General features: G+C 57.9%; 13 protein-coding genes. 5 read left to right on the top strand and 8 right to left on the bottom strand.

All coding sequences use genetic code 11. The features are described from left to right. Positions 1-5 precede the first annotated feature (5 nt). The 3 genes from ACOSDR_RS00970 (at position 6) to ACOSDR_RS00980 (ending at position 2,673) form a co-directional block, all read left to right on the top strand. A complete protein-coding gene (locus tag ACOSDR_RS00970) occupies positions 6-1,157 on the top strand; it encodes a M24 family metallopeptidase (RefSeq protein ID WP_420730126.1) in 1,152 nt (383 codons plus the stop codon). Between the two features lie 85 nt (positions 1,158-1,242). Continuing rightward, complete coding sequence (locus ACOSDR_RS00975; RefSeq protein ID WP_420730127.1) at positions 1,243-2,121, top strand: hypothetical protein; 879 nt, start codon at positions 1,243-1,245, stop codon at positions 2,119-2,121. Positions 2,122-2,226: 105 nt separating this feature from the next. Next, the gene (locus ACOSDR_RS00980) at positions 2,227-2,673 is read left to right on the top strand and encodes a VOC family protein (RefSeq protein ID WP_420722960.1); all 447 of its coding nucleotides are present in this window, start codon (positions 2,227-2,229) and stop codon (positions 2,671-2,673) included. Positions 2,674-2,680: 7 nt separating this feature from the next. Here the strand turns inward: ACOSDR_RS00980 and ACOSDR_RS00985 are convergent, their stop codons facing one another. Both ACOSDR_RS00985 and ACOSDR_RS00990 read right to left on the bottom strand, forming a co-directional pair. Next, positions 2,681-3,889: a DUF1501 domain-containing protein gene (locus ACOSDR_RS00985; protein WP_420722961.1), complete on the bottom strand. Its 1,209-nt coding sequence runs from the start codon at positions 3,887-3,889 to the stop codon at positions 2,681-2,683. A 7-nt stretch (positions 3,890-3,896) separates the two neighbouring features. Next, positions 3,897-5,264: a DUF1800 domain-containing protein gene (locus ACOSDR_RS00990; protein WP_420722962.1), complete on the bottom strand. Its 1,368-nt coding sequence runs from the start codon at positions 5,262-5,264 to the stop codon at positions 3,897-3,899. 151 nt (positions 5,265-5,415) lie between these two features. Between ACOSDR_RS00990 and dgcN the strand changes: the two genes are divergently transcribed. Together dgcN and dgcA are read left to right on the top strand one after the other, a co-directional pair. Beyond that, positions 5,416-6,411 carry an N-acetyltransferase DgcN gene (dgcN, locus tag ACOSDR_RS00995; RefSeq protein ID WP_420730128.1) on the top strand — a complete coding sequence of 332 codons (996 nt, stop codon included), beginning with the start codon at positions 5,416-5,418 and terminating at the stop codon, positions 6,409-6,411. Positions 6,412-6,415: 4 nt separating this feature from the next. Beyond that, the gene (gene dgcA / locus ACOSDR_RS01000; protein ID WP_420730129.1) at positions 6,416-7,399 is read left to right on the top strand and encodes an N-acetyl-D-Glu racemase DgcA; all 984 of its coding nucleotides are present in this window, start codon (positions 6,416-6,418) and stop codon (positions 7,397-7,399) included. Positions 7,400-7,423: 24 nt separating this feature from the next. Here dgcA and ACOSDR_RS01005 read toward each other — a convergent pair whose 3' ends face one another. The 6 genes from ACOSDR_RS01005 to ACOSDR_RS01030 all read right to left on the bottom strand — a co-directional run bounded on the left by ACOSDR_RS01005 (position 7,424) and on the right by ACOSDR_RS01030 (position 14,434). Then, entirely contained in the window at positions 7,424-8,980 is a 1,557-nt protein-coding gene (locus ACOSDR_RS01005) for a trimethylamine methyltransferase family protein (RefSeq protein ID WP_420730130.1), read from the bottom strand. A 46-nt stretch (positions 8,981-9,026) separates the two neighbouring features. Continuing rightward, positions 9,027-10,055 (bottom strand): L-threonine 3-dehydrogenase, encoded by a 1,029-nt coding sequence (gene tdh / locus ACOSDR_RS01010; protein WP_420730131.1) that lies wholly within the window; start codon positions 10,053-10,055, stop codon positions 9,027-9,029. Positions 10,056-10,079: 24 nt separating this feature from the next. Further along, complete coding sequence (locus tag ACOSDR_RS01015; RefSeq protein ID WP_420730132.1) at positions 10,080-11,279, bottom strand: glycine C-acetyltransferase; 1,200 nt, start codon at positions 11,277-11,279, stop codon at positions 10,080-10,082. Positions 11,280-11,335: 56 nt separating this feature from the next. Then, positions 11,336-11,941, bottom strand: a complete 606-nt coding sequence (locus tag ACOSDR_RS01020; protein ID WP_420730133.1) for a helix-turn-helix domain-containing protein — start codon at positions 11,939-11,941, stop codon at positions 11,336-11,338. A 290-nt stretch (positions 11,942-12,231) separates the two neighbouring features. Further along, positions 12,232-13,008 carry an IclR family transcriptional regulator domain-containing protein gene (locus tag ACOSDR_RS01025; RefSeq protein ID WP_420722969.1) on the bottom strand — a complete coding sequence of 259 codons (777 nt, stop codon included), beginning with the start codon at positions 13,006-13,008 and terminating at the stop codon, positions 12,232-12,234. Position 13,009: 1 nt separating this feature from the next. Beyond that, complete coding sequence (locus ACOSDR_RS01030; RefSeq protein WP_420730134.1) at positions 13,010-14,434, bottom strand: glutamine synthetase family protein; 1,425 nt, start codon at positions 14,432-14,434, stop codon at positions 13,010-13,012. Between the last annotated feature and the right edge of the window lie 8 nt (positions 14,435-14,442).

Genomic DNA, 14,442 nt, shown 5'->3' on the forward strand with positions numbered 1-14,442 from the left:
CCAACATGGCCGTTCATTTCAGCGTTGAAGAACTTGCCGCCCGTCGCGCCAAAGCCTGTGCGGCGATGCAGGATCAAGGTCTGGATGGCATGCTGATCTTCCTTCAGGAAAGCATGTATTGGCTCACCGGCTATGACACATTCGGCTTCTGCTTCTTTCAGGCATTCTATCTGGGGGCGGATGGGAAATTCTTCCTGTTGACGCGCGCGCCAGACCTGCGGCAGGCCCAGCATACCAGCGTTATTGAAGACATTCAGATCTGGGTCGACAAGGAAGGCGCACAACCCGCCCTGCAATTGCGCGACCTGCTGGACAGTTATGGCGCGAAGGGCAAGAAACTGGGCGTGGAGTATGAAGCCGCCGGCCTGACCGCCTATCGCGGAAAACAGGTTGAGGCGGCGCTGGACGGGTTCTGCACCCTTGTTCCCGCCAATGACCTGATCAGCCAGCAACGCATTGTGAAAAGCCCTGCTGAGCTGGATTGTATCCGGCGCGCCGGGGAATTGGCGGATGATGCCTATGACGCGGCGGTTGCCGTAACTGCGGCTGGCGTGGATGAAGGCCTTATTCTCTCGCGCATGCAAGGTGCTGTGTTTGAAGGCGGCGGTGATTATGCGGGCAATGAATTCATCATTGGGTCGGACCGGGATGCCTTGCTGTGCCGCTATAAATCAGGTCGTCGCGCCTTGTCGCCGAATGATCAACTGACATTGGAATGGGCGGGGTCCTATCGCCGCTATCACGCTGCAATGATGAATACCTTTATTATCGGCCAGCCTCAGCCGGAACATCTGCATATGTATGAGGCCGGAAAGGCCGCCTTGTTAGAATGTGAGGCGACGCTGAAGCCCGGCAATACGATGGGGGATGTATTTCAGGCCCATGCGACGGTGCTGGATTCCTATGGTCTGCGGGAACATCGGTTGAATGCCTGTGGCTATGGCATGAGCGCACGCTTTACGCCCTGCTGGATGGATTATCCGATGTTCTATGCGGATAATCCGGTGGTTCTGGCTTCCAATATGGCGTTTTTCATCCATATCATTATCGTAAATTCTGACAAAGGGCTGGCCATGTGTCTGGGGCGCAGTTCGATCCTGGATGAAACCGGGTCAAAAACCGTGTCACGCAGTCCCCTGGACATGGTTCGTCTGTAGGTAGGATAAGGGAAGCGATCAGCGCCTATGCCGTGGCTTATTCAGATGGTGGTGGTCAGCCTGCTGCTTGTTATGGTGGCGTGCCTTGTTTAAGCGCGGGTGGCTGTCTGTGTTGTTTATCGGGTTCAGCATGCTCGGCGCGTGCGGCCCAATTCCCCAACCTTTTCATTCCGCCCCGGCGGCAAAACTGTCCAACCCTTTGCTGGCGATCCCCGACGGGGCCGGCGTGACGGTCACCCCGGTGGAAGGGGCAAACGCCAATGTGTCCGGTCCGTTGACCGAAGCCCTTGTGGCAGCATTGATCGCGCGCGAAATCCCCGCCACCGCCGGAGGGTCGCTTACGAATGGCCTATTACTGGAAGGCGCCGCCCATTGGCAGGACCGCAAGGTGCAGGTTGATTGGCGTCTGACGGATCATCTGGGCAATCAGGTGGCGTTGGTTCAGGCGGAAGTACCTGCGACCCGCACCGCCTATGATCAGGGCTATCCTTTGCTGATCCAGGAATTAGCGGATGCGGGGGCCGATCTGGTGGTAGATTCCCTGCGCCCGGATACGGCTGTTCTGATAGAACAGACGGGACCACGCAGCGTTGCTGTCATGGGGGTGGAAGGCGCGCCGGGGGATGGAAACACCGCCCTCGCAAACGCCATGACGGCCGTGCTGAAAGAAGGGGGTGTGAACATTGCGGACAATCCCGAAGATGCGACCCTACTGTTGGCCGGATCGGTCCTTCAGGGGGAGCCCGAGAATGGATTCCAGGAGATAACCATCCGCTGGTGGTTGATGGATGCCACAGGGACGGTTCTGGGTACCCTTCAACAATCAAACCGTGTGCCGGAAGGCAGCCTGAATGACAAATGGGGCGGCGCTGCTTTTGACGCGACCCTGGCCAATGTTCAGGCGATTCAAGATATTCTGGGCAAGATTGATAATGTTCGATCAGTGCAACCGTCTGTTCAATAGGTTTGTCTTTGTGGACTGGCACACGTTGTATCGAGGCACGGCTTGTCATAGGCCGCAAGGCATGGGACGAAAGTCCCAAAAGGTTTAAGGATTGGATCACAGCAAATGACAGCGAAAAGCACTAAAGAGCCATGGATGGAGCCGGCGGATTTCGGTAAATCTATTCCAAAGGGATTAGGCATCAATCTGCTGGTGAAAGATGTTGCCGCCTCTGTCGGGTTTTGCAGCCATGTTCTGGGGGCCAAGGCCGTCTATGAAGATGAAGACTTTGCTGTGATGGCGGAACCGGTCAGCGGCGCGCAATGGCTTTTGCATGCCGATCATACCTATAACAAGCATCGTCTTTCCGGGCTGGTGCGGTCGGTGCAGGGGCGCGGTGCCGGGGTGGAATTGCGCCTGTATGGTGTCGATCCCGATGCAGCCGAGGCACGGGCGCGGGAATGGGGCTATCAGATGCTGGAAGGCACGATAGACAAGCCCCACGGCCTTCGCGAGTGCTATATCTTTGATCCCGATTGGTATTGTTGGGTGCCGTCCGTCCCACTTATTTAATGACCGCTTAAAGACCGCTGATCGGCGCAACGCTGGCGGAGTCTGGAAACACACGTTTATCCAATACGGATCGGGTCAGTCCCCAATGTTGGGCCAGGATGCCTTTAAACAGGGCGCGGCTGTCCAGGGTCGGGTCCAGGCCCCCTGCTTGCAGCATTGGCAGATCGCCCAGCCGCTGGGATTTCTTTAAGGCCCCTCCCAGGATCAGCGCCATTCCTGCCGTGCCATGATCCGTGCCACCCTGATCATTTGGGCGAACTGTCCGCCCGAATTCCCCGATTGTGACAATCATGGTGTTGTCCCAAACGGGCCCTAACCCATCCGCCAGGGCGCTCAGGCCGCTTGCCAGCCCTGCCATCGCACGGGCCAGCGGTCCTTCCAGGGACCCTTGTTGCAGGTGGCTGTCCCATCCCCCGCATTCCAGAACGGCCACGCGCGGTCCGTCTGGTGCCGATACTGCGCGTCCGACCATTTCGGTTGCAATGCTTAAATTCTGGGCGGCGATGCCTGCGGTATCAGCGGCGACATGATCAGGCCCCATGACAGAATGGCGCAGGCTTCGCGCCCGAATGCCGGTCGTCAGGGCTTCTGACAGGATCGGATCATTGGCATAAAGGGTTGAAATCCGCTCCAGATATCCGGCCCGATTGGGGGCCAGTTCCGATGGCAGCCATGGCTCGGTCGGTGTTGCCCCTGACAGAATCAGGGGAACGGTCGTGCCCAGGGATAGGGCGCGAATAGATCCATCGCCAGCGCCGCTGGCCGATAGGGCACGGTTCAGCCATCCCCCTGCGGCGTTGCTAGGGTCATAGCTTTGCAGGCCTGATTCCAGGATGGTCTGCGCTTCCTGATGGGATTGCCCGCGATAGGGGCTGGCGACGGCTGGGGCGACCGCCATCTGTCCGGCCTGCCAATAGGCTAATAGCGGTTCTGCAACCGGATGCAGTCCCAAACTGCCATCCAGGTCCAGCAATCCGCCATAACTGCCAGGCGGTGCCAGCGCCAGCGGCCCGCGCAGGGATCGGTAATTGGGGTCGGTGTATAACGGGAACAGGGCCTGACTGTCCAACCCACCCCGCAACAGAATGAGGATCAGGGGCCTGTCTTTTGGTCCATCGGCAAAGCTGATCTGGGGCGCCAGCGCGGCGGTTGCGACGGTCGCGCCGGTCAGGGCCAGCAAGCGTCGGCGGGTGAAATGATGGGGGGCGTGTGTCATCGTCTCTTCACCGCCTTTGGAATTCCGGGGATGCGAACAGCACGGCCAATCCTTCACCCCGGTCTGCTGCGACCGCAATCCGCCGATAGGTGACCGGCGACAGAAGGGGACCCAGAATGTCCAGTGCGGTTTCTGTAACCGGTGCGTCGGGCATCAGGGCGGCACCGCGTCTGGCTATGGCACCTGTCCAGGCCAACCGATCCATCATCTGCTGTGGTGCAATCCAGGCCCCCGCCTGCTGGGGCCACCCTTCGGGCGATGGGGCATGTTTGGGGGACTGACCCAGAACCCGCTGGGCCCGCAGGGTCATGCTGCCAGCCTCTCCCCCCATCCCCAGCGCACGCGCGGTGGACAGGACCAGGTCTTCCGGCGTCTTTATCTTGTTTTGTATGGGCGACCAGGCCGCTTCAGATGTGACCATGCCCTTGGCCATTCCTGCCAGGCTGTTCGCGCCGTCGGTGAAACCGCGCAGCATGCTGTTAATCAACTCAGACGGTGGTGTGTCGGTTATGAAATACTGCGCCATTTGGGTCGCGATATAGGTCGCCGCCTGTTCCGTGCGGCCCAGCTTGTCCAGGGCGGCCTCCGCTTCCAGAACGCCCGCGGGGGGAAAGCTGTGTTCCAGGAAATATTTCGCATTCGGTTCATGCCATTTCGGTCGGAAGATAAAACTGCCTGGATTGGGTTCTTCCGGGCCGGTGACCGACCAGCCGGTCAGCATTTTCGCCAGGGAAAAGATATCCTTTGGCGTGGGTTCACGCTGTGGCCCAAACGTGTAGAGTTTCAGAATGGCTTGCGCCAGGCGATCATCCAGCGCCGCTGCCCCCTTCAGCCCCGCATAGGAATAGGCCCCGATGGAACGGGCATTCTCAAAATTCAGCAGCATGGCCGGATGGCGCACGGCTTCGGTCAGCAGATTGACGAAACTGCCCCTTAGATTTGGACGGATAACATCGCGTTCGAAGGCATAGGTCAGCGGAAAAATTCGGGGATTCAGGGCCGATAGACTGAAATGATTGCACCAGAACCGCACCAGCCGTTCGCGAAATGGCGCGCCGGTTGCCATGGCATAAGCCGCATGCACTTTTGCCTCCGCCTGGGATTCGGTGCTGCGACTGCGCCTCAGGGCTTGTAAGGCAGGATCGCCTGATGCCTGGGCGATCACCAATTGGGACGTGATTTCAGAGGTTTCGGGCAGTCCCTGGAAATAATCCGTCGGTACGGCGCTTTCTTCCAATTGGGCCAACAGCCAGCCTTGTGGGTCAGCGGAAATGCCCTGCAATTCCCCGGCGCGCGCGCCATATCCAAACCGTGACGCGGCAATAGCAGCATCACGCAAACCGGGGGGGAACTGTTTCGGATAAGGCTGGACCATGGCAGGTGCCGAAAAGCTTTCTGTTATCGCTGGAATTCAGCCTAGCGCGATTCCTGATTGCAACAAGGCGTGACGCACCGCATTGGCCTCTTTATAGTGCGGTGCAACGACGAAACAGTGAAATACACAAAATTGAAAAGGCTCCACGCGCATGAAAATTGAGAATCCTTATCTGATGTTTTTGGGTGATGCTGCTGATGATCTGGCGGCAAAGGTTGCCAATGGTGTTGCGAAATGGCGCCCGGACTGGTGCAAGGGCCAGCTGCGCCTGGATGGTTGCAAGGCCGACCTTGGCCTGCCCGATATGACCTTGGAACAGGCCCAGGCGGCTGGGTGCAAGACCGTGATCGTTGGTGTTGCCAATCGCGGGGGCGTTATTCCTCCGTCCTGGCGGGCGACGCTGGAAAAAGCGCTGGTCATGGGCTTTGACGTTGCATCCGGCCTGCACAACAAGCTGACGGATATTGAAACGCTTTCCAGCCTGGCGCAGGAACATGGGCGCAAGCTGTATGATGTGCGCCACCCAACGGAAACTTTTGAGGTCGCCAGCGGCACAAAGCGCCCCGGCCTGCGTCTGCTGACGGTCGGGACCGATTGTTCGGTTGGGAAAATGTTCACGTCTCTGGCGGTTGAAAAGACGATGCGGGAACGCGGCATGAAGGCCAGTTTCCGCGCGACCGGACAAACTGGAATTTTTATCGCAGGGGGCGGTGTTTCTGTTGATGCGGTGATCGCCGATTTCATTTCCGGTGCGACGGAAAAGCTGTGCCCCGCCAACGAACCCGATCACTGGGATGTCGTGGAAGGGCAAGGGTCCTTGTTTCATGCATCCTTCGCCGGGGTTAGCCTTGGCCTGTTGCATGGGGCACAGCCCGATGCCTTGGTGATATGTCATGAACCGACGCGGACCCATATGCGCGGCCTGCCTGATTTCGCCTTGCCGTCTCTTAAGGATTGCATCGCGGTCAACGAACAGATGGGGCGCATGGTCAATCCGGCCTGTCGCGTGATCGGCGTTTCGGTCAACACATCAGGCCTGCCCAAGGATCGTCAGGACGACTATCTGGAAAGTGTGGAACGGGAGGTCGGTCTGCCGACGGTCGATGCCTTCCGCCAGGGCGCGGGCCGGTTGGTAGACGCGCTGTAACCCGATGATAAAGCTGACAGCGAAGCACGAAAGCTTTCCCATCGCCGGAACCTTCACGATCTCTCGCGGGTCGAAGACAACGGTGGAAGTTGTTGTCGTGGAATTGACTGAAAATGGTGTAACGGGGCGCGGTGAATGCGTTCCCTATGCCCGCTATGGGGAAAGCATCGCGTCTGTCATGGCGCAAATCCAGGACATGGAAGGTGCCTTGGGTCAGGGCATGGGTCGTGATGCTTTGAATGCCGCCATGCCCGCCGGGGCGGCCCGCAATGCCATTGATTGCGCCCTGTGGGATTTGGACGCAAAGCGCAGTGGGGTGCCAGCCTGGAAGGCAGCGGGTTTCAAGCAGGCACCACAGGCCCTGGTGACCGCCTATACGCTCAGTCTGGATACGCCGGAGAATATGGCAAAGGCGGCGGAAAAGAACGCCGCGCGCCCTTTGTTCAAACTGAAATTGACGGGCGACGGCGATCTGGACCGGGTTGCTGCCGTGCGATCCGCCGCCCCCGATACCCGCTTGATCGTTGATGCCAATGAAGGCTGGTCGCCGGAAATGGTGGAGCCGTTTTCGGAGAAACTGGGCGCGCTGGGGGTTGAGATGATCGAGCAACCCTTGCCCGCCGCACAGGACGCGATCCTGGCCGATCTGGCCCATCCGGTGCCCCTATGTGCGGATGAAAGCGCCCATGCCCGTAAGGGGTTGCCGTCGCTGATCGGCAAATATGATGTGATCAACATCAAGCTGGATAAGACCGGCGGTCTGACAGAGGCCCTGCTGTTGCGGGCAGAGGCAGAAGCGGCGGGTATGGAAATCATGATCGGCTGTATGCTGGCGACGTCCCTGGGCATGGCCCCCGCCTTTCTGGTCGCCCAGGGGGCCAAATTCGTTGATCTGGATGGCCCCTTGCTGTTGGCGGTGGATCGTGAACCGGGCTTCGAATTCGAAGGCTCCCTGATGCATCCGCCAAAGCCTGAGCTTTGGGGGTGATACTGACTTCCTGCCTGCAGAATGCTAGAAATCGGTTGGTGCGCCGCCTTCTTCCTTGCGACGGGCGACAAAGGCTTCCAATTCTTCCTTGATCGCCGGATCGATAGGGGGCGGTGTGTATTCCGCCAGGATTTCCTTATACAGCGTATGGGCACGCTCATGCGCCATCTGCGACCCAGCTTCGGCCCAGGCCTCATAATTCCGCCAGTCGGACAGGAATGGGTTATAGAAGGCATTGCGATAGCGGCTTTGCGTGTGCTGACAGCCAAAGAAATGGCCGTTCGGGCCGACTTCTTTCATCGCATCCAGCCCCAATTCATCATCGGACATATCAATCGGACGGTTGTAATACATCCATTGTTGGATCATTTCACAGTCCATCACGACCTTTTCGAAGGAGGCACTCAACCCCCCTTCAACCCAGCCCGCTGCATGGAATATCACCCCACAATGGCCGCTTAGAACACTAAACAGCGAGTTCTGACTTTCCCAGATCGCTTGGCCATCCGGCGCGTTGGAGGCATTGGCGTTAGACCCGCGCCAGGGCAGCTTATAGAATCGCGCCATCTGACCGGAAATCTGCATGGCGCGCATATATTCCGGTGTGCCGAATGCGGGGGAGCCGGACTTCATATCCACATTGGAAGTAAACGCCCCGAATACGACCGGTGTGCCAGGGGTGATGTATTCCAACAGGGCGACAGCGGCCAGACATTCCGCCGTCTGCTGCACAATGGAGCCGACAATCGTGACCGGTGCCATGGCACCGGCCAGCGTGAAAGGCGCAATGATCACCGGTTGGCGACGACGCGCCAGACGCATGGCACCATCCAGCATCGGCCAGTCATGTTTCAGGGGGGAGGAGGAATTGATATTGGTGAACATGCGGGGTTCTTCGTCGAATTCCGCATGGGTCAATCCGGCCCCGATCCGGGCCATTTCCATCGCATCCTCAACCCGGTCCGGGCCCAGGGAATAGGCGTGGAAAACCTTATCTGTCAGGGTCAACAGGTCATAGATCGCATCCAGATGTCGGATCGATGCATGGATGTCGATGGGCTCCACCGGATAGCCGCCATTGAAATTGATACAATTGAAGGACTGCGACAGGCGCAGCATATTCTGATAATCCGCGCGATTGCCGACCCGGCGGCCCTTTTCCAGATCCATCGTATTGGGCGGGCTTGCGACCATGCCAAAGGCGGCGCGGCCATTTCCAATCTCAATCTTTCGTGCCGGGTTTCTGGGGGTTATGGAAAAGCTTTCCGGGGCACGGGCAACCATTTCCATGACAAAATTGCGATCAAATTTCACATTGAATGTGACCGGATCCACGTCACATCCGGCCTCTTTCAAGATGTCCCGGGCTTCTTCGTTCAGGAACAGAATACCGACTTCTTCCAGCACGCGCATCGCGGTGTCGTGGATCTTGTTCACCCCCTCTTCATCCAATGGTTCGGTGGGTTTATCAATATAGGTCAGCTGTCCCCAGGGCATTTGATGCAGGGCGCTTGCCGTATCGGCAGTGTCGCGGTTTTGGAGGCGGGTTGAGCGTCCTGATGAGCGTCCGGGGCGGGCCATACACGATCCTTTTCAAAGGCCGATGATTGTAGAACTAGGCGATATTTCAGGCGGCCAGATCCAGAACGACCTTGCAGGCTTGGCCTGAATTTAAGGCGGTGAAACCGTCTTCGAATTTCTCAAAGGGCAATCGGTGCGTAATCACCGGGCTGACATCCAGGCCGCTTTGCAGCATGGCGATCATTTTGTACCAGGTCTCAAACATTTCGCGCCCATAGACGCCCTTGAACTGTAAACCTTTAAAGATCGCGGCGGTTAAATCTAGCTCTACCGGCGTCGCAAAAAGTCCTAGAAGCGCCATCTTGCCCCCGTGGTTCATGGCACCAACCATGTCATTCAGGGCACGCCCGGCCCCGGACATTTCCAGCCCGACATCAAAGCCTTCGGTCATGTCCAGGTCCCGCATCACATCGGACAGCTTTTCCTTATCGGCCCGCACGCCACGGGTCGCGCCCATTTTTTCTGCCAGGCGCAGACGATCATCGGACAAATCGGTGACAACGATATGGCGTGCCCCCACATGCCGGGCGACGGCGGCTGCCATCAGGCCGATGGGTCCCGCGCCTGTGATCAGCACGTCTTCGCCCACAAGGTCATAGGACAGGGCCGTGTGTACGGCATTGCCCAACGGGTCCATGATCGCGACGATATCGTCTGAAATGCCGTCTGGAATGGCACAGACATTGTGTTCAGGGATTGTCAGATAGTCGGCAAAGGCCCCCTGGCGATTGACGCCAACACCGACGGTGTGATTGCACAAATGCTCCCGCCCCGCGCGGCAATTGCGACATTTCCCACAGACCAGATGCCCTTCCCCTGAAACGCGCTGGCCTGGTTTCACCAGGGTCACTTCTTCGCCCACGGCCTCAACGATTCCGCAATATTCATGGCCGACCACCATGGGCACGGGAATGGTCTTCTGTGCCCAGGCATCCCAGTTATAGATGTGCAAATCAGTGCCGCAAATTGCGACCCGCTGAACCTTGATCAACACGTCATGCGGGCCGGGAACAGGTTTATCCGCTGTTCCCATAGACAGGCCGACGGCTCGTTCAGATTTGTACAGTGCGCGCATTGCTGGGGTCCTTAGAAACGAGGGTCAGGCGATCAGTCCGATGTCGCGACCGACTTTGGTGAAGGCACTAATGGCATGATCCAATTGTTGGCGGGTATGGGCAGCAGACATCTGGGTGCGGATTCGTGCCTTGCCCTTTGGCACGACGGGATAGGAAAAAGCCGTCACATACAGGCCTTCCGCCATCAATCCCGCGGCCAGCTTGGTTGCCAGAACCGCATCCCCGGTCATGACAGGGATGATCGGGTGATCACCGGGCACCAGATCAAAACCGGCCTGCATTATGCCCTGGCGGAAATGTTTGGCATTCTGCCGCAAGGTTTCGCGCAGTTCCCCACCACTCTGCAGCAAATCCAGCGCGGCCAGAGTGGCTGCACAGATCGATGGGGCCAACGCGTTTGAGAACAGATACGGCCGTGCCCTTTGGCGCAACAGGGCGACAATGGGGGCAGGGCCGGCGATATAGCCGCCTGACGCGCCGCCCAGAGCCTTCCCAAATGTGCCGCTGAGCAATTGCACACGCCCTTCGACGCCGTGGTGGTCGGGCGTTCCGGCTCCACGGGGTCCCATGAAGCCAACAGCGTGGCTGTCATCGACCATGACGGTGGCGTCATAGCGTTCGGCCAAGGCACAAATGGCCGGTAAATCCGCGATAATGCCATCCATAGAGAAGACACCATCGGTGACGATCAGGCGTAGGCGGGCATCCTGACTTTCTTTCAGGCGGGCTTCCAGTTCCTCCATATCATTATTGGCATAGCGATAGCGCTGTGCCTTGCACAGCCGCACCCCATCGATGATCGAAGCATGGTTCAAAGCATCTGAGATAATCGCGTCTTCCGGACCCAACAATGCCTCGAAAACCCCAGCATTGGCATCAAAACAGGAGGAAAAGAGGATCGCATCTTCGGTCTTCAGGAAATCTGCCAGACGACTTTCCAACTGGCGGTGCAGGTCCTGGGTACCACAGATAAACCGAACCGACGCCATGCCAAATCCATGGCTGTCCAGCGCTTCCTTGGCGGCGTGGATCAAGCGGGGATCATCGGCCAACCCCAGATAATTATTTGCGCATAAATTGATAACATGCTGGGCGGTCCCGTTATCCAGGGTATCAATCTCGCTGGATTGGGCGCTGGTGATCGTGCGCTCCCGCTTCATCAGCCCGTCGGCATCAATTTGTGACAGGGCATCTTGTGCATGTTGGATAAGGGAGCGTGTCATGGCATTACCTTTATTTTCGATATCCAGGAATTTGTATGATATACTGGAATTCACTGTCAACGGATGATTTGCCTAGCCTGCGCATCATATTGTTGGGGCAGGGCAACCAGCAGGATCGCACGCGATGGACCGGTGGCTGTGTTGATGATCTGATGCGCCCGATCTGCCTGATAGCGTAACGTGTCTCCCGCCCTGGCTTCAACCCGCGTGTCGGCAACTTCGACGGCAACAGACCCATCCAGACAGGTTAAATGCTCATACGTGCCCATGGCATGGGGGTCAGAAGCCAGCACACCGCCGGGCTCCATCCGCATTTCATACCATTCTATTGGCAGCACGGTGCGATAGGGACTTAACATCTGTAATGTTACCAATCCATCGCGGCTCTTGCGGGTGGGTGTCGAATAGGCGTGGCTGTGTTCGATGACCGGCGTTTCCGCCTGAATCGTTTCGGTCAAATCGGCCATATCCAGCCCCAGCGATTGCATCAGGTTCCAGACCACGGCAAAGGTCGGGTTGACGGTGCCGCGCTCTACCTGGCTTAACATGGATTTTGACACGCCACTGCGTTCCGACACCTGTTCCAGGGTCAGGCGGTGCTGTTTACGCGCCTTGCGGACGATTGCGCCAAGCTGTGGCGGTGGCACCAGGTTGTCTTTCACGCAGGGTTCTCCCAAGTCTAAGCATTCCGAAAGTTCAATATATCGAAAAACTGAAATAAAAACATAGAACAGTGTTGTCTTTACTCATTTCGTCACCCCGCACTTGTTGCGGGGTTCAGGGGCGGCGGGTGAATTTGGTGCGTGTGGCTCTGGATTCCCGCCTGCGCGGGAATGACGGCCTCTCTATTTAGTCACCCCGGACATGATCCGGGGTCCAGGGCGGCAGGTCGTGAGTCGGGCGTTCCGCTCTGGAGTCACGCCTGCGTTGGAATGGCAAAGGGAAGGCGACGCTAACCTAGGGCCAGACCCACATCATGGGCGGCTTCTTTCAGGGCAGGGGTGAATTCTTCGATCATGTCCTTGACCGCGACACGGCCCTTATTGACGACAACATTCAGCGCCCCTACCGCAGTGCCTGAAACACCCAGGACCGGGACAGCGACCGAAAGCGCCCCCATTTCAAATTCTTCATCGGTGGCAGCATACCCCTGCTTTCTAGTGCGATCCAGGATCACCTTTAATGCGCCGCGATCGATCACGGTGTTGGGGGTTTCTGATCTTGGGGCGATCTGGGCCATCAAACGATCACGCTCTGTTTCACTGACATGGGCCAAATAGGCGCGCCCGATGGCCGTGGCCGCCATGGGTAATCTTGCCCCAATGGTAAACCGTGTGGAGAACAGGCGATCCTCACAAATAGCATGGGCAACATAGACCATATCCGTGCCGCTGGGCAGACCCAGAGAACAGGTTTCCCGCATGGCATTCGACGCCTTACGCAGGATCGGGTTTACCCGGTCGCCAATCTCGCTGGATCGCAGGAAGGAAAATCCCAGGGTTAAGATCTTGGGTGTTAAATTGAACCGCCCATTTTCCTGGGATGCATAGCCCATTGCCTCAAGAGTGCGCAGAATTCGCCTTGCCCCGGCGCGACTGAACCCCGTCAACCGGGCGGCATCCGCAATTGTCATAGTCTGGGTGTCTGGACCGAAAGCAGCAATCAACGTCAGGCCTTTGGCCAGCGTCTGGACGATTTCGCTGTCTTTGACCTCCGTGACATCGTTCATTCTAGAAAATCTCGAAATATTCGCGCTGTTCCCAATCGGTGACTTCTGCAAAGAATCGGGCCAGTTCCGCTTTTTTCAAGGTGACCAGATAATCGACAAAGGCATCGCCCCAGGCTTTACGATAGAAGGCGCTGCCGCTGAAAGCATCAATGGCTTCCAATATCGTGCGGGGCAACAAGACACCTTCGGCATAGGGGGCTTCGGTCGGGGGTGGCGGTTCGGCCTTGCGCTTCATGCCGTCCATACCGCACAGGACTTGAGACGCCATGCACAGATAGGGGTTGGCGGCGGGTTCCGGTGCGCGATTCTCAATCCGGGTTGCAGACTCTCCTGGGGCACCGACGACGCGCAGCATCGCCCCCTTATTATCCATGCCCCATAATATGCGATCTGGCGCCAGGACGAAGGGTCGATAGCGCTTGTAACCATTGATTGTCGGGGTGGTCAGCAGGCAGCTTGCGGCCGCGTGGTCCAGCAATCCGGCCAGGAAATTCTTGCACAATGGGGACAGGGGCTCTTGCGCATCGACAAAGGCGGGTTTGCCCGTGTCGCGATGGATCAGGGACTGATGCACATGCCAGCCATTGGAGAATACTTCTGGCAAGGCCGGGCGGCACATGAAGGTCGCGTGATAGCCGATGCGGCGCAGCGCTTGTTTGATGGCGCTTCGGAACAGCACGGTACAGTCGGCGGTTTTCATCGTCTCCTGGGGGTGGAACGTCGCCTCAACCTGGCTGGGGCCGAATTCCACTTCCAGACTGCGCAAGGGCAGGGACAGGCCTTCACAGACGGTTCGGATGGTCTCGAAAACCGGTTCCAGTTCATCTGCCTGACTTTCGGTCAGGTATTGATAGCCGCGCGTGACCAGCGATGTTTCAACAGGGGCCGGTGGATGGCCCGCATCCTGGTAGGCAAGCTTCTTGTTTTCCAATTTCAGGACCGTGAATTCCAATTCCAACCCAGTGCGATGCTCATAGCCGGCCTCTGCCAGCAGACTTAAGGCATTGCGCAGGCGAGAGCGGGTACAGAATGGCATGGCCGTTCCGTCCTTCAGCGCCAGGTCACATAACAGCCAACCGGTCTTTTCCGCCCAGGGCAGAATTTGAAACGTGTCGGGGTCGGGCATCATCAAGATGTCGCCGGCCCCCTTCAGGCCGGGCAAGTCATAGCCGCCTTCTTTGGTCCATACCGGAAAGACGGTGCGGTGGGATGTGTCCTTCAGCAGCAGGGTGGATGTCATGGCACAACCGTTTTCCAAGGCGTCTTTAAGCCCTGAAACAGGGATGGTCTTGCCCCGCAACAATCCATGCTGATCGGCGAAGGACAGCCGGACACTTTCGACCCCGGCGGAGGAAACGCGATCAAGGATATCCTGAATCCGGGTGCGCCGGTCCGATGGACCGACGGTTTCAAATGAAAGCTTCATGTTTGACC

It is taken from the genome of Hwanghaeella sp. 1Z406, from assembly GCF_048892425.1.
In the GTDB taxonomy this organism is placed as follows: domain Bacteria; phylum Pseudomonadota; class Alphaproteobacteria; order UBA8366; family Aestuariispiraceae; genus Pacificispira.